Source organism: Cohnella endophytica (assembly GCF_003628305.1).
In the GTDB taxonomy this organism is placed as follows: domain Bacteria; phylum Bacillota; class Bacilli; order Paenibacillales; family Paenibacillaceae; genus Cohnella; species Cohnella endophytica.
In genome coordinates this window covers 34,790-55,666 of sequence record NZ_RBZM01000005.1, presented here as the reverse complement: position 1 = coordinate 55,666, position 20,877 = coordinate 34,790, and the positions used below count along the sequence as shown (strand labels likewise).

At 50.2% G+C, this 20,877-nt stretch carries 14 protein-coding genes; all 14 read right to left on the bottom strand.

The window, feature by feature from the left end; all coding sequences use genetic code 11:
- Positions 1-5: 5 nt before the first annotated feature.
- On the bottom strand, positions 6-905 hold the full coding sequence (locus D7Z26_RS10635) for a glycosyltransferase (RefSeq protein WP_120976681.1): 900 nt from the start codon (positions 903-905) through the stop codon (positions 6-8).
- A 6-nt stretch (positions 906-911) separates the two neighbouring features.
- The gene (locus tag D7Z26_RS10630) at positions 912-1,940 is read right to left on the bottom strand and encodes a glycosyltransferase (RefSeq protein WP_120976679.1); all 1,029 of its coding nucleotides are present in this window, start codon (positions 1,938-1,940) and stop codon (positions 912-914) included.
- Between the two features lie 31 nt (positions 1,941-1,971).
- On the bottom strand, positions 1,972-2,544 hold the full coding sequence (locus D7Z26_RS10625) for a DapH/DapD/GlmU-related protein (RefSeq protein ID WP_120976677.1): 573 nt from the start codon (positions 2,542-2,544) through the stop codon (positions 1,972-1,974).
- A complete protein-coding gene (locus D7Z26_RS10620; protein WP_120976675.1) occupies positions 2,541-3,671 on the bottom strand; it encodes a glycosyltransferase in 1,131 nt (376 codons plus the stop codon). The genes D7Z26_RS10625 and D7Z26_RS10620 overlap by 4 nt, the downstream gene beginning before the upstream one ends.
- The gene (locus tag D7Z26_RS10615; protein WP_158602259.1) at positions 3,672-4,841 is read right to left on the bottom strand and encodes a glycosyltransferase family 4 protein; all 1,170 of its coding nucleotides are present in this window, start codon (positions 4,839-4,841) and stop codon (positions 3,672-3,674) included.
- Complete coding sequence (locus D7Z26_RS10610; protein WP_120976671.1) at positions 4,819-6,162, bottom strand: hypothetical protein; 1,344 nt, start codon at positions 6,160-6,162, stop codon at positions 4,819-4,821. Before D7Z26_RS10610 ends, D7Z26_RS10615 begins: the two co-directional genes overlap by 23 nt.
- Complete coding sequence (locus D7Z26_RS10605) at positions 6,155-7,273, bottom strand: glycosyltransferase (RefSeq protein WP_120976669.1); 1,119 nt, start codon at positions 7,271-7,273, stop codon at positions 6,155-6,157. The genes D7Z26_RS10610 and D7Z26_RS10605 overlap by 8 nt, the downstream gene beginning before the upstream one ends.
- Before the next feature lie 22 nt (positions 7,274-7,295).
- Complete coding sequence (locus D7Z26_RS10600; protein WP_120976667.1) at positions 7,296-7,991, bottom strand: sugar transferase; 696 nt, start codon at positions 7,989-7,991, stop codon at positions 7,296-7,298.
- A gap of 2 nt (positions 7,992-7,993) precedes the next feature.
- Positions 7,994-8,896: a UTP--glucose-1-phosphate uridylyltransferase GalU gene (gene galU / locus D7Z26_RS10595; RefSeq protein ID WP_120976665.1), complete on the bottom strand. Its 903-nt coding sequence runs from the start codon at positions 8,894-8,896 to the stop codon at positions 7,994-7,996.
- A 227-nt stretch (positions 8,897-9,123) separates the two neighbouring features.
- Positions 9,124-9,816 (bottom strand): CpsD/CapB family tyrosine-protein kinase, encoded by a 693-nt coding sequence (locus D7Z26_RS10590; RefSeq protein WP_120976662.1) that lies wholly within the window; start codon positions 9,814-9,816, stop codon positions 9,124-9,126.
- Complete coding sequence (locus D7Z26_RS10585; RefSeq protein ID WP_120976660.1) at positions 9,797-10,555, bottom strand: YveK family protein; 759 nt, start codon at positions 10,553-10,555, stop codon at positions 9,797-9,799. Before D7Z26_RS10585 ends, D7Z26_RS10590 begins: the two co-directional genes overlap by 20 nt.
- A gap of 183 nt (positions 10,556-10,738) precedes the next feature.
- Positions 10,739-11,038: a hypothetical protein gene (locus D7Z26_RS10580; RefSeq protein WP_120976658.1), complete on the bottom strand. Its 300-nt coding sequence runs from the start codon at positions 11,036-11,038 to the stop codon at positions 10,739-10,741.
- Between the two features lie 718 nt (positions 11,039-11,756).
- Positions 11,757-12,542, bottom strand: coding sequence for a tyrosine-protein phosphatase (locus D7Z26_RS10575; protein WP_120976656.1), 786 nt, complete (start codon positions 12,540-12,542; stop codon positions 11,757-11,759).
- A gap of 236 nt (positions 12,543-12,778) precedes the next feature.
- Positions 12,779-20,608 (bottom strand): S-layer homology domain-containing protein, encoded by a 7,830-nt coding sequence (locus tag D7Z26_RS10570; protein WP_120976654.1) that lies wholly within the window; start codon positions 20,606-20,608, stop codon positions 12,779-12,781.
- Positions 20,609-20,877: the final 269 nt, after the last annotated feature.

The following is a 20,877-nucleotide window of genomic DNA, read 5'->3' as shown; positions in this document are numbered from 1 at the left end:
TTCTTTCAGCTCCTACTGTTATAACGAAGAATTCCGACGAGCGAACCGTTGCGGTAATAGATCTTGAACACTTGCCGGATAAACCTTTTCGTGCGGAAGATTAAAAGCAAGGACGCGGCGGCCGCTTGCATCATCCGAATCGTATGCTTCGCTATGGATTTCAAGCCTTTGTCCTGCATTCTGACCGCATCGCTCACGCCTTGCCAGAAAATCCGCTTCATGAACCATTTCTTCGTCGTTCGTTCCTTCGGGATTTTGTGCTTGACGAGCGCGTACGAGGAATAGAAAACTTTGTACTTCGAGCGAATTCTCGCGATCAGCTCGCTCTCCTCGCTCGATAACAGATTGCCGCCGACTCTCCCGAGATCTTCGCGGAACGGTTCGAAACAATCGAAGACGCTTTTCCGGAACGCCACGTTCGCGCCGTAAGGAATCGCGGGCGCCGGCATTTCTTTCACGCCGTTCGTATAATCGAGAATCGTGAACACGGCGCGATATTCATCGGGTATCCAGTCCGGCTCGCCCGATTCCCAGATCGGATCGATCTTGCCTCCGACGCAACCGATCGCTTCGTCTCTCTCGAACACGTCCACGATATGCTGTACCCAGCGGCTGGAAGCCAGGGCATCGTCGTCCAAGAACAGGATAAATTCGCCATTGGCTTCGCGTATCGCTCTGTTGCGGGCGACGGATAAGCCGAGCTTGTCTTCGAATACGTAACGAATGCGATCTCCGTGAATCCGGCGTAAGGCTTGCACCGCTTCCGCGGTATTGTCCGTAGAACGGTTATCGACGACGATAATCTCGATTTGGTTCTTGTCGAAGCTTTGCGTCAGAACGCTCACGATCGCCTCTCCCGTATCCTTGGCGCGGTTATGGGTACAGATCGCTACCGTAACCTTCATCGCTCGTCACCCTCCTTGATATACGTTTTTCATCCGCTCGGCGATCGCGCTCCACTCCAACTCTTCGAGCGCTTCTTCGTATTTCGGTTTCTTCCGTCTCCCCTTCGCGTTCAGCGCCGTCTTCATCGCGTTCGTAAGTCCGTTGCTTTCGGCCGGATCGTATCGGACGACCATGCCGTCTTTGAAGTACTCGTCGATGAACTCGTTATCCGGCATGACGATCAGCTTCCGGAAGGACAAACCTAGAATCGCGGACCCCGAGGTCGTGATTTCCTTGTACGGCATCGCCATGACGTCCGCAGCGCGAATCAAATCCGCGACTTCCTCGTTCGGAATGAAGCGAAGGTCCAAGACGATATTTTCCGTGTCCGTCATCCGTCGCAAATAAGCTGCCATCTTGTCGTCCGCTTTGCCCGCTACGATCAAATACGCATCCTTCGTCTTGACCGCGTTAAAGGCTTCGACGAGATCCTCGACGCCCTTGTACGCTTTAATGGCCCCGAGGAACAAAATAACGTCGGCGTCCTCGCCGATGCCGTAAGCTTTGCGCACATCCTTTCCCTTCGACTTGTACACGCCGACGTAGTGTCCGTGCTTAACGACGAACAGCTTGCGTTCCGGAACGCCGAATTCCTTCATCGCTTTGCGCTTGATCGACTCGGACGCCACGACAAGCTTGGCGCAGTAACGGCAAATCTGCGCGCGGGCTAGTCGCTCCAGTCGAGGATGCTTGACCTGATGGGGATACAAATTGTGAATCGTCCATACGGTTTGAACGCCGATGAGCTTCAAATACAGCAGCGTCAGCAAGAGGATCGCCGTTCTCGCCATGAATACGAGAGCATTCCGGTGCTGATAGGCATGATGGATCCAATGTACGTGGACGATGTCCCCGCGCCTTGCCCGTCCGACCTTGAGCATCAGCTTGCCATGCTTCAGATCCTCGATCTTCATCCCCGCTCCGCCGAGCGAATCGGAGAGCAAATCGCTGTAGAAATTCAGCTCGCTGGATTTCGGCCACATCCATACTTTCATTGCAGGCTCCTTCCCCGACCCGATCGGTCGTTTATTTCGTTCTGCGAATCCAATCGTCCGAAACGTTAAGCTCCCGGATCGCTTTCGCGGGCGTGCCGCCGGCCAATACGTTAGCCGGGATATCCCGCGTAACGACGCTGCCCGCTGCGATGACGGAATTGTTGCCGATCGTTACGCCGGGCAATATGACGACGCCCCTACCGATCCAGACGTTAGCCCCGACGAAAATAGGCTTGCTCATCGAGCGGTCGTCGCGATCGACGGGATGAAAGTTCGTATCGATCAAGTTCACCATCGGTCCGATAATCGTGTCGTCGCCGATATGAATCGACTTCGTGCAGCCGATATCCAGGCCATAATTAAAAAACACATTGTTGCCGATGCGCAATTTGGCGCCTTTGGCTACTGAAATGGACGAAGGAAACTGCTTGGCGTAGAAGGAGACGTTGCGCCCGACGACCAGTTCGCCCTTGTTCCGGACTTTCAGCGTTCCCGAGATCCGGCCCAATCTCCCCGCCGAGTCGGCTTTGATCGCCAGAATCGCGGCTCCCTTAAGCACGGCGACGAGCTTGCCGAAAGTAAACCGTCCGTAGGATACGCTCATCCTCGTACTCCCGCCGCCTCCGGCGACAGCCCTCGTTCCGTCAGCAAGCCGTACGTCGACTCGACCTTCCGCGCGATCGCCTTCATGTTGAACTCTTTCATCACGCTAACGTATCCTCGCAAGGCCAACTCCTCATGGTTCTCCGCTCTCTCGTAGATGCGGCGGATCGCCAAATACAGAGCATTGACGTCACCGTCCTTCACGATGATGCCCCCCCTCGTCTCCCGGACGATCTCCGGTGCGCCGCCCGAATTCGATACGATGACCGGCGTCTGCGCAAGCAGCGACTCGATGATGACCCTGCCGAACGGCTCGTTCAAGGAAAAATTGATCGTCAGATCGCACGTTTGCATGACGTCGATCGGCTTGTTGCTATATCCGTAGAAAACGACGTTCTCCTCCAAGCCATATTTCGCGACTTTACTTACCAAGTCCTCATAATAGTTATCCGATCCGTCGACGGATGCGTCTCCCACGATCAGAAGCTTCCAGTTATAACGTTTGTCGTCGGCCATCTTCTTGACGGCTTCGATGACGAGATCATATCTTTTCCACTCCACGATCCGTCCGAACGTCCCGATGACCAGCGTATCGTCTTCCATGAAGCTTCTGGTTTTCGGAGCCGACGTCGACTCGGGATCGATGCCGTTATAAATAATCGTCTTGTTGCCGCCCCGCAGCGAATCGGCCACAAAGTTCGAGATACAGATGACCCGGTCGAAGAAACGCGGCAACACGTAATTAAACATCCGCAAATGCGTATAATCCCGGTGGTGCCATACCAGCTTGCACTTCGCCAAGTATTTCAACGGGGCCACGTACCAGGGCGCGCGCCACCCGTTGGCATGCACGATCTCGATCCGCTTCTGCTTCACGAACGCTTTGATCCGTAGCACGGTTTCCCAGTAACCGAAACCGAACTTCTCTTTGATGCTGTTCAGGCGGAGCGGAAAATGCTCGTACTCGGTCCGAATTTCCGGGAGATAGGAGGCGCCTGCGGGACACAACAAGTAAATCCGGTACCTGGACGTATCCAAGTAATTGATCAAGTGGATAAGGCTCTGTTCCGCTCCCCCCTTTTTATCCGCATGGGTAACGAATAAGACGTTCGTTTTTCCGTTAACCATTCACATCACCTGCTTCATCGGATAAGTAGGGCTGATCGACGCGATAAACCCGTTTAACGCTTCTTTATGGTTGTAGTGCTTACGCAAATACTGCTGCGAAGACTCCAACATCGCTTTCGCCGCCATCGGGTTATCCAAGAGGCGCTTAATCTTCCTGTGGAACTCCTCGGGCGAGTCCGCCACGGCGATATGCTCGTCCTCTACGAGGCCCGTTCCCTCGCAGCCGATCGAAGTCGAAATGACCGGCAAGCCGTGCTGGATCGCCTCGATCGTCTTCAGCTTCACTCCCGCGCCGTTCTGCATCGGGTTGACGAACAGATAACCCTCCTCGTAGATTTCATCCAAGCTCTCTGGCGTATCGTGCACGATGACGTTCGTCAGATCGTACTGCTCCAGCCAACTTAAGCTCATCCGCTTGCTGTTGCCCGCCACGACGAATTCGTATCCCGGCTCCCGGAGCATGAGAGGATGAACGTTGGCCAAATACCACTCGATCGCCTCCCTGTTGTTCGGCATGAACAACGAGCCGATGAACACGATCCGCTTGCTCCGAAAAGCATTCGAGCCGAACTTCCCCATCGTGACGGGGGGCGGCAAGAACAAACTCTTGGCAGACGGATCCTTGCTTCTGAAGCTCTCGAACTCCTTACTGGAAATAAACAGGTATTTGTCGATTTTATTCCTCATCATCTTCTGCAGCCGTTCGAATTTCCGGCTTTCCATGCGGTAATACAGCTTATGAAGCAAGTTGCGGGTACTTCTTGCGAGCGCCTTGAAGTACGCCGCCTCGTCATTGTGAACTCTCAGGATCGCGCTGTCCGGCCGGATCTTCGGATGCTCCAGTATCGGATAGACGTAATCGCCTTCGAGAAGCACGTAATCGTAATCGCCTTCGAGGTCAAGATTCCGCAGCCCGATCCTCGAGCTCGCCTGCATCGGAATGGCGTGAAGCATATCCTTAAGGCTGCTGCTTCTTGGGCAAAGCTTGATGTCCCCGACATATCCGCTAACGTATTTCATATCCGCGTCGGAGGGCTTCTCCTTGCCGCAGACGACGAGCTCGATCGTCCACCCTAGCTCCGACAACGCTTTGATTCTTCCCCATGTATCGACTCTCGCGCCATGATTGGCCGGATAGGGGAAATCGCTACACACGATAAGTATTTTCATTGGTCGCCACCCTCGGCTCATTGGAATCGTTCGTTTCGTTGCGGCCCAGATAGAAGCTAATAAAGGCGAACAACAGCCAGATTTCGTACTTGATCTCGAGCGCCACGAAGAGCAGCGAGAATAAAATAAATACGAGAGCCAAAAACAGGATCGAGCTCGATTTCACCTTGGCGATCAAATTGCGGGCCATGACGTAGAAAAACCCGAGCGAGAAAATACCGCCGAACATGACCCACTGGAAAAAACCCGATTTGACGCCCAGGTTCCGGTCCGAGTTCGAATACTGGAGCAGCTCGCCGGCGTTGATCTGGCTAATGCCGAACAAGTTGTAATAAAAACGGGACATGACCTCGATCGCGTCGTTGACGTATTTGTCGAAGTACAGCAAATACGCGCCCGTACCGACGCCCAGAGGATTGTGCAGCACGGTCGTCAGCGCAATCAGGATCGTCCCCATCCGGGTATAGGACGATGTGTAATTCTCGATGTCGTTGGTGAACGAACTGATCAAGCCCCCGGAGAAGTACACGATGAACAAGTACATCGCCGCGACGACCCCGACGACCAGCACGAAGTTCCGCTTTTTCCGGAAATCCAGAAACTTGACCATCGTGACGAGAAGCGTTAGCAGCATGACGATCAAGAAACCCTTCGAGCCCGTAACGAATAGGTAAAACAAAAAGAAACTCGCGGCATAGGCAAAGGACATCGTCTTGGCGAACCCGTTCAAATAGCGAGATAAATAGACGAGAATCGCGGCATATACGACAACGATCGACCCCGTCGTGCTGCTCTCCGACGTGAGCAAGCGCACTCGCCAATAGGGATTGTTCCCCGCATGCAAAGAAGCGAACGCATGGGGGATGCTCATCAATTCCATGATCATGATGACCGCCAGCAACGTAACGACCGCGAAGAAGCAGCCATATAACGTCTTGTAGCTTCCGATCTTGGAGAAAACGAGCTGCATGTGCCGGATATAGAAAAGGATCAGGACGAAATATACGAGCACCTTGATCGCTTTCCCGAGCAGATTCTCGGTACCTAAGGCATAGCTTCCTTGCAAAAATTCATAGAGCACGTAAGCGATGCTTACGAAGCTCAGATAGATAATGATGGCGAGCATATACTTCTGCAGCTTCGTGCCCAGCATGACTCTCTTGTACTTGGCCAGCATCGCAATCTCGCAGAAGATGAAAAGCGGGAAAAGCAAAATAACGGGAGATCTGCCGATTTCGCCGATGACGTTCACGAGAGGGAAATCCTGATAGACGGTCAGAACAAGCAATGCGACAAGGTAGAACGATAACAACCTAGACATAGTTTTTCGCTTCCGCGGAAAAGGTTCCGCCTGGATTGTCGACGGTCGCTTCGTATAGCCGTTCGATCTGCTTGTTCATCCTGTCCGAGTGGAACTTCGCTTCGAAGATCCTTCCGCCGGCTTGTCCCATCTGCGCGAGCTTGACCTTATCCAGCGACTTCACGATTCCGGCCAGTTCCTCTTTGTCGTCGAAATCGAACACGTACCCGTTCACGCCATGCTCGACGATCTCCGGCAAAGCGCCTCGATTGCTGGCAATGACCGGTTTCTTGTTGCGCAACGCCTCGATCGCCACGATGCCGAAGCCTTCCCAGCGAGAAGGAACGATGACCGCGTCGCACGCGCTCATGTAACGGTCGATATCCGAGTTGCGAATCCACCCGAGCTTTACCGCATTGTCCGGGTACGCGTAGTCGCGCTGCTGCAGTACGGAGTCTCCCGCCAAATAGAGGCGCACGTCCTCGAACCGGTGCTCGTTGAATACTTCGAGCAGCAGATCGAACCCTTTCTGCCGATCGAAGCGTCCGACGAACAACAGGTTGATTTTATCGGCCCGCACGACGAACGGAATCGCATCGGCTTGTACAGCGGCATCCGAAACCCCGTTATACACGACGACCGATTTCTTGGCGGACAAGCCGTAACGCATCGCCATCTCGTATTCATGCTGGGATATATGGATGATCACGTCCGTTCGGAGCGACATCGCCTTCTCTATCCAAGCGTACAGCCGTCTTTTCCACGGTACCGTATCCATCAGGAACGACCAGCCGTGAGAACAATACACGACGACCGGCCGTTTCCGTTTGAATAAAAACAACGTCCGCAGGAAAAGCCCCGCGAACGTTCCATGGACATGCACGATATCCGGATCGATTTCCTTGACCGTCTTCCGAATCGAGCTCATCGCTTTGAGAAAATAGCTCGGCTTCCGCTTGTAGGGATACATAAGCAGCCTCTCCGGGCTAATGCGCAGCGAATCCCGATCGGAGTTGAATTCGGAGACGAGGAGATAAATATCGTGGTTATCCGATTGATATTTCAACACTTCGTTCAGATGGGTCTCGATACCGCCCTTCGTGTATTCCGATAGATGTAGAATCCTGGACATGTTCTCGCCCCCGTTTGATGAATTAGGATGCGCCCTTGGAGGTTAGGACGGTGACGACGGTACGGAACAGGATTCCGATATCGAACCAGATCGATTTCTTCTTGATATAAGAGAGATCCAGCTCGACCATCTCCTTGAACCCGATATTGTTCCTTCCGCTTACTTGCCAGAGCCCCGTGCAGCCCGGGGTTACGGATAAGCGTTGTTTATCGTATTTCGTATACTGCGATACCTCCATCGGAGAAGACGGCCGCGGACCGACGAGCGACATGTCGCCTTTTAACACGTTAATGAATTGCGGCAGCTCGTCGATGCTCGTCTTGCGGATGAACTTCCCGATTCTCGTGATTCGCGGGTCGTCTTTGATCTTGAACATCGCTCCGCTAATGAAATTGCGGTCCATGACATCCTTTAGCTTCGCTTCGGCATCGACGCACATCGAGCGGAATTTATAAATTCGGAACGGCTTCTCGTCCTTGCCGATCCTCGTTTGGCTGAAAAATACGGAACCCTTAGGCTCCTCCCACTTAATCGCGATAGCAATGACGACGAACAGCGGACTGAGCAACATCAAGCCGAATAGCGAACCTACGATGTCGATGGCGCGTTTCAAAACGCCATGCAAAGAAAATTCCCTGCGATCGATTTGCTCGATTCCCGCTTTGGAGTAATATTCCGACACGTCCAACACAGCCTCATCTCGATATCGCGGAGACATTATCACTCACTCCTTCCGGCTATTAATTGTTTGCCTAACTCGCGTTCCATGATCTCCCCCAATTCGGACATTAGCTGATGCCTCAATTCGTTGTTGCGAAGCGCAAAATCGATCGTCGTCATAATAAAGCCGAGCTTCTCGCCCACGTCATAGCGAATGCCTTGGAAATCGTAGGCATAGACGCCTTTGGCCTCGTTTAATTTCTGAATCGCGTCGGTAAGCTGGATTTCTCCGCCCGCGCCTTTTTCATGCCGGCCCAAATATTCGAAAATATCCGGAGTCAGAACGTAGCGACCCATGATGGCGAGATTGGATGGAGCAAAGCCTTTCGGCGGCTTCTCCACGAATCGGTTGACCTCGTACAGATTATCGATTCTGGCACCCGGATCAACGATACCGTAACGATCCGTCTGGTCTACGCCTACCGTCTGAACGCCGATGACGGAGCGGCCTGTCCGCTCGTATTGGTCGATCAACTGTTTCGTGCACGGAACTTCCGCTTCCACGATGTCGTCGCCGAGCAGTACCGCGAACGGTTCGTCCCCGATAAAATTGCGCGCGCACCAGACGGCATGGCCTAATCCCTTCGCTTCTTTTTGCCGGATATAGTGGAGATTGACGTTGGAAGATTTCCTGACCTTTTCCAGAATGTCTATTTTCCCTTTGGCCTCCAAAATATGCTCAAGTTCGAACGCGATATCGAAATGGTCTTCTATCGCCCGTTTCCCTTTACCTGTAACGACGATAATGTCTTCGACCCCCGATTCGATCGCTTCCTCTACGATGTACTGAATCGTAGGCTTATCGAGAATGGGGAGCATTTCCTTGGGCATCGCTTTCGTGGCGGGCAAGAAACGAGTGCCGAGTCCTGCTGCGGGGATGATCGCTTTTCTCACTTTTGGCATTTTGGTTTCACCCTATCCTATTGTTTTTTTGTCTCTATTACTTTTCTAAAAAGGTTCAAAAGTTCGGTTTTCCTTACTAGGGCATTTAACCCGTCCTCACGTCATACCCTTGACGATTAACGTCTAAGGTCGGCTGACCCACAGCATGACCGAGTGCCTCCGGTGATAGAGGTGCAGGAGACATTACCTACCTTTGGAATTGAATAGCGTAGAGGAGCTTGCCGATATTACGCTTCGCTTTTCTCGCCGTAATAGTAATAATAGGAATCGGAATGCTTCCGATTGACGTTGTTAAGCACGACGCCGATTAATTTCGCCTTCACGTGATCCAAGGACGCCTTCGCCTTCGCGGCGATATCTTTCTTCACTTTGCCCGAATCCACGACGAGTACGACCCCGTCGCTCTGCGCGGCGACGATCTGGGCGTCCGTTACGAATAAGATCGGAGGCGTATCGATGACGATCACGTCGTAAGTCTTCTTGGTCGCTTCCAGCAACGCGGCCATTCGTCTCGACGATAGGAGCTCTGAGGGATTGGGAGGCGTAGGACCGGCGGGTATGAACCACAGGTTGTCGGTGTTCGTCATCTGAACGACGTCGCTTAATTCCTTCTGTTGAAATAAAGCGGTCGTTAGTCCGATACGGTTGGATTTGCCGAAAATATGATGCTGCGTCGGCTTGCGCATATCGGCATCGATGAGCAATACTCTTTTGTTCGACTGAGCGAACGCAACGGCGATATTGGCGCTCGTCGTGCTCTTTCCTTCGTTCGGCTTTGAAGAAGTCACCATGATGATCTGCATCGACTGATCAATCGCCGAATATTCGATGTTCGTTCTAAGCATCCGATAGCCTTCGGAGATCGGAGATTTCGGATTCGTCTCCGTAATCAAGTTCCATTTAGGCGTCGACCGAGACATGATTTTCCCTCCCTGCCTTGTTCCTGAGCGGTGATTGATTGTTACCATTGTCGATGGCATCGCGTTCCTTGAACCGCGGAATCGAAGTCAAAACCGGCACTCCCAAGAGGGCGTGAATATCTTCTTCCGTCTTGATCGTGTCGTCCAAGTAATCGAGCAAGAACGCGACCCCGATACCCAGCATAAGCGCCAGCATGAACGCGACGGCAATGTTGAGCTTCGGATTCGGAGCGACTGGACCATGCGACTCTTGAGGATCGGCGAAGTTCAGGATCGAGACGTTATCGACCTTCATCAGCGTCGGAACCATTTTCTGAAAGACCACCGCGACGGCGTTCGCGGCTTTGGCTGCTTTCTCGTAGGAATCGTCCCGGACGGACACGGACATAACTTGCGTCTCGTTCACCGAACTAACGCTGACCTTGGAAATCAGCTCGCCGTACGACATCTTTAACTCGGGGTAATCTTCGGCGACTTTTTTCATGATGCGAGGTGTTCTAATAATTTCTTTATAGGTTTTGATAAGCCCGATCGTGGAGTTGATAGAGCCGACGTCGATGCTCGGAAGTAGCGAGCTGCTGTCCTTGTACTGATTCACGATCAGCTTCGCGGATGCCGCGTATTGCGGCGTGATGTAGTAGTAGGAATACATGCCGATTGCTAGACAGCTTGCGATAATCATCAGAACGATTAATAACAATCTTCTTTTGATGATGATCCAATAGTGTTTGAGCTCCAATGCGTCTCCCCCATTACTCGTTATGAAGTATTTTTATTAATTATTATTCAAAACGCGACCATTAGGACAAAAACATTGAACAAGAAATATCAGCCAACGCAACGTTTGGGATTTCAAATTCGTATTCTTTATGAATACATGAGATTGAATAATATTCGTTTCGCGAACACGAGGACAAGCGTATTAAGTCGTCTCGGCTTGTACAGCGTTCATAAAGGCATCGACCGTTCCGCCGTTCATGACGAAATCCATCATCTCTGCGGAGTCGGCCGCGTGTCCCCTCATCTTCAACAGTAACGACACGAGTACGGCCATATCCACGGGTTCGTTCCGGGGGAGATATCCGGTGAACATCAAGTAATCGACGATCGATCTCGACTCTCCTAGTCCCTCTTGGTTCAGGAAAGACGGGTCTTCCGACAGCATCCTCAAAAATGTCTTTAAGCGGATTTGTTTCTGTTCGCGACACGTTTCGTTGTTCATCCATGCACTCCTCCATTACCAAGTTTTGCTCCGACTAAAAATAGCTTGCAACAACTCGACGCGGAATACAACCTTCATTAGGAGGTTTTAATGTTAGGGTTTCGGTGGTTTTGAATTAAGTATGACATAGAAAATCGAAAACCATGAGGGAATAAAGACATGGTCGCGATTAGACATTCCTGCTCATTTTCTATGCGATTTCCAATCGGTTTTCGTTCGAATTCAAGGTACAATTCGTCGTTGTCTTAAAATGGAAGCGCTTCAAACCCAACCATTTCCGATCGTACTTTTGACCTCCCCGCAAGTGCGAGTCACGATTCCTCTCGCGCCTTGTAAACTCAAGGCTTTCTACTATTTTTTACAATAAAAAATCAAGAAGCGCTCCCTGGCTTGCCCTGTCCTGCGATACGAAAAATAGGGACTATAGGCCAGTTAATTCAAAACCTCATGACAAATATGCCCAGATTCCATGTAAACGCCCGATTTCATCGTAAATCCGCTTATCTTTGGAAGCGCTTAAATGTGTTTGCAGGCGATAATCCTCGTACTGATCTTTAGCTATCGAAGAATTCATACGCTAAATATTACCAAAACATCGAAAATAGCCGTTTCACCCGAACCCATACTCAACTAAAACGATGGGCTATCGAGTGAATACAGCTCATTTAAGTCCTCTTCGTATATCTTTAGAATCAGAGACCTGCTCCTAATTCCCGTCTTACGGGCGATAAAAAAAGGAGAACAATCGGGATATTGAAGATTTGGAAGGAACTTGGACCTTAGGTTGCATCCCGAAATCGCGATTGTCAGCGACGCACTGCGCATTGGCGAAATAATAGTCCGCCCATGGCTCCCCCATTCGCCGGCCGATCGCCTCGTAAGCTTCCCGCAGACGAAATCCCCTGCGCTCCGGATGATGCGCGTCCGACGAGATTACATGAACGAGCCCGCTCTTGCACAGCGACCAAGCCGTCTTCTCGATCTGCTTTCCGAATCCGCCAAGCAAGGAATGGGTCGTAACTTGAGCACAAGCGCCTCTATCGACGAGACGCGCAAGCCGATCGGAAGACTTCACGATTTCCGCGTTGCGTTCCGGATGCGCGATTATGGGCGTGAGATTCATAACTCTAAGCTCGTGGATGAGCTCTTCCATCTTGGTAGGGATATGATTGGAGGGCATCTCGATCAGAACGTACATCGATCCCGCCAAAGATAACAATTCTCCCCGCTGCCAAGCGTCGAGCAGATCTTCGTGAACCCGTATCTCTTGACCGGGCGCAATCGATAACGGTATGCCTGATGCGACCAAGCGCTCGTTAGCGAGACGAGTTAGTTCCTGCACTTCGCTCGCGAAGTTCGTATAACGCCCGTTCGCATGATGCGGAGTGGCGATCAATGTCGTAATGCCTTCCGACACCGCCGCGCGTGCCAGATTCAACGTCGCTTCCCAGCTGTCGGCTCCGTCGTCGATGCCGGGCAGAATGTGCGTATGAATATCGATCATGGCGTTTCCACTCCCTTCTATCGAACAATGGGGTCAAACCTCCCTTTTCAGGCGGCTTGACCCCATTCTATCATACGATGGTATATGCAGGTCGAATTACAAATCTATCATTTTGTATGACATAGATCTACTATCGAAGCGCTCACTTCTCTTGTGTTTGGTTTATTCGGGCAAGTTGAAAGGCTGTCTCTCAAATAGATAATCTACTTGAGGGACAGCCCCGTAATTCATTCGTGTTATTTATTCAATAAATTGTAAATCACTTGAGCCGCTTCCGCTCTGTTCGTAATGCCTTGGGGTTCAAACTTGCCCTCGGAGCGTCCTTTAATCAATTGCAATCCCGCTGCCGCTTGTACATATTCTAGAGCCCACGGCGAAACTTTGGATTCGTCTTTGAACGAAATGCCGGCATTTAACGCCGATTTGCCGTTAACGACCTCGTATGCCCGCATCAGCATGGTGACCATTTCCTCGCGGGTAATCTGGCCGTTCGGGTTGAATAGGGTGTCGTTCTTGCCTTTGACAATGCCTGCTTTGACCGCAATGGATATCGCTTCGGCATACCAATCGTTCGTCTTCACATCGGTAAATTTCAATTCTGCCTTTTCCGTAAGCTTAAGCGCTCTAACCAGCATCGCCGTAAACTCCGCGCGCGTTACGTTGCGTCCCGGCTCGAACTTCGTAGCGCTCGTGCCGTTCAGGATGTCCTTCGACGCCAATTCTTTAATTACGTTTGCCGCCCAATGGCTGGCAGGCACGTCGGCGAAAGACTTCGTAACTTCAAGAACCGCATATTTGCTGAAGTGGCTAATCTGAGCGACCATCTCGCCGTTAACATACTGCCCACCGATGAACTCTAAAGTTCCGTTGTCGGAAATATAATAGATTCCGACCCATTTCGGGTTCAAGGTTGGGTCTACTTTTAAGCGAATCGTGATCGGTTTGTCGAACTTGGTAATATTCGATGTCACGCCGTCCTTCGTGACGATTGACAAACTAAAGTCGTAGACTTCGCCCGAAAGCTTAATTTGCTTGGAAGAATCCCCTTTAGCAAGAAGCTCCTTCGCATCGGGTTCGGACAATGGAGTTACTTTTAATTCGATCCGACTGTCCTTTAGCGCCTCCGATGAAACTTTGCCGGTCAATTGTCGCAGCAATTCCGTCGGAATATCCAAAGTCAGTTTTTCCGTTTGAATCACCAATTGATTCTGTCCGAGCAACTCGGTCGTGTTGTAAGGCATCACAATGGTTTCTTTGTCTCCCGTAACGGAAACCGTTACTTTACCGTTCGCTGCCGATTTTGTGATATCTTCGCTTTTCACGACATACTTTTGGTTATTGCCGTTATTACCGTTATTATCGTTGTTCCCGTTGTCAACGCCACCGCTCTGCTTGAAAGTGACAATTATTGTGTGGTTGTGAGTTACGTTGGTAAAGGTGTAACTACCGTTCACCGTTATTTCCGTACCATCTATCTTCACCTTATCGATGGCGTAACCGCTGTCTGGCGTGAACGTAAAGGTCTTGTTTGTTCCTTCATTGACCACTATGCTGCCGTTCGGGCTGATCGAGCCGTTTGTACCCGCACTTGCTGTGATGGTGTGGGTATTCGGCGTAATCGCTTTGAAAGTGACATTTATCGAGTGATTGCCAACTACGTTTGTAAATGTGTAGCTACCGCTCACCGTTACATCCGTACCATCTACATTCACCTTGTCGATGGTATAGCCATTGTCCGACGTGAACGTAAAGCTCTTATTGGTTCCCTCAGTGACCACAACGCTGCCTGTCGGGCTGATCGAGCCGTTTGTACCCGCACTTGCTGTGATGGTGTGGGTATTCGGCGGAATCGCTTTGAAAGTGACATTTATCGAGTGATTGCCAACTACGTTTGTAAATGTGTAGCTACCGCTCACCGTTACATCCGTACCATCTACATTCACCTTGTCGATGGTATAGCCATTGTCCGACGTGAACGTAAAGGTCTTATCGGTACCCTCATTGACCAAAACGATGCCGTCCGGGCTGATCGAACCGTTTGTACCCGCACTTGCCGAGATGGTGTGGGTATTCGGCGGAATCGCTTTGAAAGTGATATTTATCGTGTGGTTGCCAACTATGTTTGTAAATGTGTAGCTACCGCTCACCGTTACATCCGTTCCATCTACATTCACCTTGTCGATGGTATAGCCATTGTCCGACGTGAACGTAAAGGTCTTGTTGGTTCCCTCAGTGACCACAACGCTGCCGTTCGGGCTGATCGAACCGTTTGTACCCGCGCTCGCCGTAATGGTGTGGGTATTCGGTGGAATCAACTTGAATGTGACAATTATTGCATGGTCTTTAGTAACATTTTCGAATGTGTAGCTGCCGCTCACCGTTACATCCGTACCATCTACATTCACCGTATCGATTTCATAGCCGTTGTCCGGTGTGAACGTAATGGTCTTATCGGTACCCTCATTAACCAAAATGATGCCGTCCGGGCTAATCGAACCGTGTGTACCCGCACTTGCCGTGATGGTGTGGGTATTCGGCGGAATTGCTTTGAAAGTGACCTCTATCGTGTGGTTCTTGATGACTTTCGTAAAGGTGTAGCTGCCGCTCGCCGTTACATCCGTACCATCTACTTTCACCGTGTCGATGGCATAGCCTTCATCGGGATCAAATGTAAAGACCTGATCCGCACTATCATTTACCGGCACCATTCCGCTTGGGCTAATCGAACCGTTTTCACCCGCGCTTGCCAAAATGGTGTGTCTTTTGAAAGTCACATTTATCGAGTGGTTTTCATTTACATTAATAAATGTGTATTCAGTTCCGTCCACCGCTACGTTCATATCATCTACAGTCAATTTGTCGATGACATAGCCGTTGGCTGGCGTAAAGACAAAGGTTTGGTCTTCATCCTCATTTACAAAAACGCTGCCGCTCGGATCGATTGTACCATTCGTGCCAGCTGATGAGGTTATCGTAAACCTTGTCGCGGTTAAACCTTTTGTGAACAGTTTTACTTCATCGCTTGTGTAGCTAGTCGTGCCGTCATTGGCCGAAAATTTTACTGTGTAGGTTCCAGCGGCCGGATAATTTAACTTATCGAAGATTGCCGTGTAATTCCGAAGCACAAGTCCCGTACCCGCGGGCATAATGCCCTCACCTATTGCGTCATATTCGTAGGTAGGTCCATAAGCTTCTTTTGTTGGCACATACATAGAAACGGGCACCGGATCGCCGACTGCAATACCGTCTCTATAAATTTGATAAGTCACGCCGTCTTTTACCTTGTTTAAGTTTGTCGTTAAATTTGCTGCGACAACTGCATTTACAGTAGTTGAAGCTGCCGTCACAGCTATCACGTTGGAAGCAACGGCTGTGTAGTTGTTGCTGGAAATAGGCGCGATGCCGATTTTGTCTATATTCGGCGCATTTGTGTTACTCGTTAAACTGGTATCGCCAACTAGCTTAATTATATTGTTTCCTGCATTCAGCGGTACCGTCACCATGATCGGAACCACTTCCGGGAAATCATAGTTATAACTGATGCCTTGCGTAATAAATTTATAAGCGTTACCGCCGTTTACAGATATCGAAAGACCCCTTTGAACTGTACCGTTTCTCGCTGTCGTTGTAGCATAATACACCACGATATTGTAGTCGCCGCTGCTGGCCACATTTGTTGTTATCTGCAGTGGCTTAGTATTGGTTAAGGAGCCCGCTAATTTGCCCCCTGAAGAAGTGGAGCCTGAGGCGGCCTTATCTGTACCTCCATTTGTATAGATGGCATTCGTATTGCCGCCCGGCTCGGCTTCTGCATAAGTCGTCGTCTGATCCGAAACGGTTACGATGTACTTAGCCGAAATGCCGCTGGCTGTGTTGGTTGCCGTCACGATGGCAACTCCAGCATTTGCCGCAACGACCGAGACAGTAGAATCAAATTGCTGGGATTTTGTTCCTTGAGCGTTGGTATTGTCTGTCAGCATCGTCAAAATTGCGGCATTACCCGTCTGCGGCGTTCCTAACGTAACTACATTTGTACCAATCAAATCGGTTACTGTCCAGGTAATCGACTTGTCGGTTGCCGTAGCAGGAACAGTGGTTGCTGCCAAAGTCGTTTTGTTTGTAGACGCAGGTAAAATTGTTGTGCTTGGATTCAAGTCCAAGCCCACCGCACCCAAGGGATAAGCCATATTGCCCGACGGCTTTGTACCGGTACTCGATATCCCTTTACCTATTTGCGCAAGCGAAATCGTTTGAACCGGGATTTTAGTAACTTTGCTCATTGCCACTTGTAATACGGCAAGGGCGTTAGTCACATCATCCTGTGTCGCTACTAAGCTAATATTAACCTCGTTAGCAGTCGCAAGCGCTGTCTGTAGATCAGCCCAATCCTGCGTTGAATCGAAGTTATCTGCCGTATATTGCGATGCGGTGTTTATAGCCGCTGCTAGCGCGGTCTTGTCAATCGTGCTTAAATTCAATGCCTTGCTCGGATCGATAGCTCTAATCGCCTCATTTAAAGCGATTGCCGCAAAGTACGCCGTATCCTTGCTAATATTCGTTGTAGAATAACCCGAATATTTGGCCTTTACGCCCAATGCGTTGATTTGAGCTCTCTGGAAGCTTTCTTGCATTCCTTCCCAATTCGGACTGTTGGTTTTTTTCACAAATCCTCCGCCAGAGGTTTTGTCGCCCGTATAAGCCGATATAGATTTGGCAGCCGTTAATACCGCGGCAAGATTTGCATCTCCGCTGTTGTCAGCACCGGATGCGGCGACTACGTTAACGGTTACTGCAATCGACGGTACGCTTGGGTTTACCATGCTTTTACCCGTTATCGTAACCGTACCCGATCCGCGTGCGATGACCAAACCGTTCTTATCTACCATCGCAACATTCTGATTGCTTGACGTCCACATGATTCTTTTGTCGTAAGCGTTGCTAGGCTGAACGTAAGCAGTAAGTTGAAGTCTGTTTGTACCCGTGACTTTCCCCATATCGCTAGCCGTAGTGTTGGGTCCGTAAATGGTCGCCGTCGTCGGGTTAATCATAGTCAGACCCGTCGGAACGGTGCTTACGTCCGCAACCTTAACCTTTAAGGTTTGCGTAACACCCGCATCCTGTGAACTTTTCGCTGTGACGGTTACGTTAGCAACCTTGTTCGTGCCCGTGCCGACCGCTTTAATGGTTGCCGTATTGCTGTTGCCCGATACCGTTACAATGCTGCTATCGGACGATGTCCATGTGAGGGTATCATCAGGGTTACCGGCAATAGTCGCCGTGACTGCGCCCGTGTCAGTTCCGCCTGTTCCATTATAGATCAGCGTCGTAGAATATTTATCAAACGTGATTTCGGAAACATGATTGGTCAAATCCGTCGTATCGTTCATGACCATGTATCTCGTGTCTTTTGCTGCGTCAAAAATAAGTTTTCCGCCGTTAATTGCGTAATTCACTGCAGCGCCCAGTGTTTTGTCCGGGTTTACGATTTGAATAACGGGCATTCCGGTCGTCCACGGGTTTACTAGAGCTATTTTTCCCGCGCGTTTGCTGAATAAATCTACATAAGGAATCGTCTGCGTGTTTGCGTCGAAGGTACTGGATACTTCAACGTTACCCTTTGCGCCGAGCCTTTCGAAAGTCACGGATTTTGATTTGTCCCAATTCGGAAATGCCATGATCGTACTTGGCACTTTCGTAGTGGTGTTGCTTTGCATTAGCATGGAATTTAAGCCTTCCATTGCTCCTACGGTTTCAACCGCGCCGCCGCTTCCATAATAGCTAAGGTTGCTTGTTCTAAGCTTCGCACTTAGCGCGGTCTTAAATTTGGAGAGCAAATCCGCTGCCGGCCAGCCTGCCCTTGCAACGATCGGATACACCTTAGGGAAACCGTTGTTCTGGCTGCTCCAACCGGCGAATCCGGCTGCAGCCCATGAATTCATGTATTCAATGGTATTATTAACCTTCTGCAATAGCTCTTTGTCGCCGTCCAATAATTGTACATTTTCAAACGGGAATACGACGCCCTCAAGCTCAACGGGCTGGTCTCCCGGCTCAATCATATCCACGTGTGCCTGATTGGGCGACTGATAGTCGGTGGCGAGCAATGTCGGAACGAAGTTGCTATTCTTGGCTGCATTAAATATACCTTTCGGAAGCATAGCTTCCGGATAGAAGGTGTGGTCCGCGAGATCTTGCCATCTGTCGAGATTGGCTTGGCTTTCGCTCATCTCCGAACCATGATCGATTAGAAATCCCGACATGAACTTAATCGCTCCAACGTCCAAATCCGGAGTAATATCGGCAGCATCACCCTCGTGAATGGAGGAACCGATAACGGAATAGTGATACTGCCCATTTCCATCGTCCGTTTTCAAAACGTAAGAGTCATAAAAAGTAAGTAAATCCTTTAGATGAGGATAAAGCACATTCTTGAGGTACTCGTCGTCCAATGTGTACTGATAGTAAGCAATCATCAATATGGACGCAAACATCCCGTTCGACTTTTGATCTGTGGAACTGACACTGAAGCCGTAGGATTTGGTACCGGCTTTCGTGCTTAGATTCGGTTGATTGCTTGCCATCAAATGGAACGGCGATAGGGTTCTTACATGCGTAGCGCCGTCAAAGCCTTGTCCCGCGGCAATATTATGGTTCCAAGGAAGTTCATAGGAAATAACCCTGTTGTATGGAACCGCGGTCTCCATTCTGTTGGTTGTCCCCGAAGCATAATAGTGCGCTTGTTGATTGTAGTTAAGGAAGTACCTGCCGCCCCAGCCCATGTTATCCGCGGGGATCCATTCTCCGTACATCGATCCCGGAAGGTTTTGCGGATTTACTTTTCCGTTCGCGCTTGTCGGTCTGCTTGAGCTACCTAGAATATAAAGCGAGCTGTAATAATACTGATTCAACGCGAAATCGTTAAACTGTACGTAGCTCTTGAGATAGTAGTCTTTCCACCAGTTCAAGTGATCCGTTTTCAGTTGATCGATATCGCTTTTCGAGGTGTATGCCGAAATACCGGCTACGGCGTCTTGTTGAACGCCGGTTACGCTCTTTATTGCGTTATACGTGCCGCTGCTGCTTGCGAAGTAAGTCACGACATATACCGTTTCGTTGGCTTCTACGGTAAAATCGCCAGACTCGCCAAGCGAATTATAATACTTTCCTTTATTGCTGTCGTAATAGTCTTTTGCCTCTATTTTTTCTGCCGTATTGGTCAGTGCAGCGCCCACTACCGTTGTGGCGGTGCCCATTCTGCTTCTGAAATTGGACGTATTGCCGTTAACGCCCGCATTGGAATCCCTTGTTGTCCAAAGGACAGGATTCGTTCCGGATGTATCAATGCCTCCGGTATAAGGATATGTGCTGTTGGCGTCCGTTAGATCGGTCGCGCTTGCGCTTGCATATGCGCTTGCAGGAACCCACTGCTTCGCGTTAAGCGTTACGGCACCGTTCCCGGTATTTGTGATTTCGCTTACGAACACATTGTCGGTGTCCGCAGTCCACGAGTTCATTTGGATCGTCGCGTCATATCCTTCATTGTTTTTAACTTGCATGGTTGTCGTAACTTGCGCGTTAATGATGTCCTGCTTCATGTTGAAAGTCGACGATGCAGCGCTGCCTGCCGCAGTCGTAGACCCGATATAAAGGCCGCCGCCAGATAAGATGCCCTGGTTGTCTTTGATCGAGCTGCCTTGGGCATGAAGCGTTCCCCAAAAATCGTTCTTGCCGAAATAAAACTGCTGAGAGGTGGTGGAAACGCCAGCGGCAATCGCGCCAATGTCTCCGTTGCCCATGAGTTGTCCCGTTGTGTAACCGCCCTTATTCAGGTCGCTGATTTTAAGCGGACTTGTGACCATACCGTAGATGCCTGACAGGATGCCCTGAAGGTTAGACCAGTCATCCTGATTTAAATGGTCGATAACCGCCTGAGGTGCCGTAAAGCTTGGATTCGCTTTTGCAATGTTGGTACCCGGCACTAACCCCGTTAAGTTCGCCGCAACTAAAGCGCTTACAAGCATTGGGGATAATATTTTTCGGATACCTTTAATTCTCGCTGTCTTCATAAAGCTCCTCCTCCAAATGTATTCCTCTCAAAACCATCGCTGTATACAACAATTCCCATTGTTTGTAGCTCCCCTTTTCCTTGTGAACTGATTCGTGGCAGCGCTTTCAAGTGAATTTTAGCATAGGGACAAATTGTTTTGTATGACATAGATCTACTATCGAAGCGCTCATTTCTCTTCTTCTTGGTTATAAATCACTAGCTCCGAAGAAACTCTGGCGGATCAACGGGGATCGTTTTCGTAGGAACGGCAACTGTTCTGCAACGATC